At 57.4% G+C, this 1224-nt stretch carries 1 protein-coding gene; it reads left to right on the top strand.

Annotated elements, in window-relative coordinates; genetic code table 11:
• Positions 1 to 12: 12 nt before the first annotated feature.
• Positions 13 to 1218 (top strand): ISL3 family transposase, encoded by a 1206-nt coding sequence (locus ACKJSM_RS28630; protein ID WP_410239535.1) that lies wholly within the window; start codon positions 13 to 15, stop codon positions 1216 to 1218.
• Positions 1219 to 1224 lie beyond the last annotated feature (6 nt).

Here is a 1224-nt window from a genome sequence, read left to right as displayed (position 1 = left end):
ACCGGCGTTCTTATGCGCGATATTAATACTTTCCTTCCTTTTTGGGAGGGCTTTTCTGTCGTTACGATCAAGCCTGATGGCGACGTACTACAGATTGATCTCATCCCTCATGCCGCCCGGCTTCCTACCTGCAGCGGCTGCAACGCACCCAGCACAACCATCCATGAGTACTGCCAGCGGCTCATCCGAGACCTGCCCATCCTTGGGCGATCCGTGCGGCTAAACGTCGAACTCAGACGAGTTGGATGTGGCGCTTGCGGTAAACGGATGGAGGCTGTCAGCTGGCTTGATCGCTACTCGCGGATGACGCGCCGCCTGGCTGAAGCCGTCATCCAGACCTGCCGAAGGCTACCTACCTTGCACGTGGCACAGCTCTTCGGATTGCATTGGGATAGCGTGCGATTACTGGAGCGACGGGCTCTACAGACGGAACTGGATAAGCTGCCTGTAGCCCGTCCCAGGCGATTGGTCATGGACGAGTTTGCCCTGTTCAAAGGGCATCGGTACGCCAGCGTCGTACTGGATGCCGATACCCGTCGGGTGTTGTGGATCGGCGAAGGACGTAGCCGGGCCGCTATCCGGCCGTTCTTCGAAGAACTGGGGCTTGAGGGCTGCGCGCGGATTGAGGCGGTGGCGATGGACATGAATACTGCTTTTGACCTTGAGGTGCGCCAGCACTGCCCACAAGCACGAGTGGTCTATGACCTGTTTCATGTGGTGGCCAAATACGGCCGAGAAGTGATTGATCGAGTACGGGTCGATGAGGCCAACCGTCTGCGTCATGACAAACCTGCACGCAAGGTCATCAAGCAAGCGCGGTGGCTGCTGTTGCGCAACCCGGAGAATCTCAAGAGCGCAGATCAACAGGTGCACTTGCAGGACCTGCTGGCTGCCAACCAGTCGTTGATGACGGTTTATTTGATGAAGGCAGAGCTCAAGGCGTTATGGTCACCCAGTACGGCCTGGGGCTGGCGATCAGCCTGGAAGCAGTGGCTGCGTCTGGCCGAGGAGAGCGCGATACCGGCTCTGAAGCAATTTGCCAAACGCCTAAAGGGCTACTGGCGCGGCATTCTGAGCAGGGTGAGGTGGCCAATGCACACCGGACAACTGGAGGGGATCAATAACAGGATTAAGGTCATCAAACGAATGGCCTACGGCTACCGGGACAGCGAATTCTTTTTCATGAAGATCAAGAGCGACTTTCCCGGCAATCCGTGAAGAACC

Origin of the sequence: Pseudomonas sp. PHC1 (genome assembly GCF_046487845.1) — a bacterium.
Classification (GTDB): Bacteria; Pseudomonadota; Gammaproteobacteria; order Pseudomonadales; family Pseudomonadaceae; genus Aquipseudomonas; species Aquipseudomonas sputi.
This window is presented reverse-complemented; position numbering and strand designations above follow the sequence as displayed.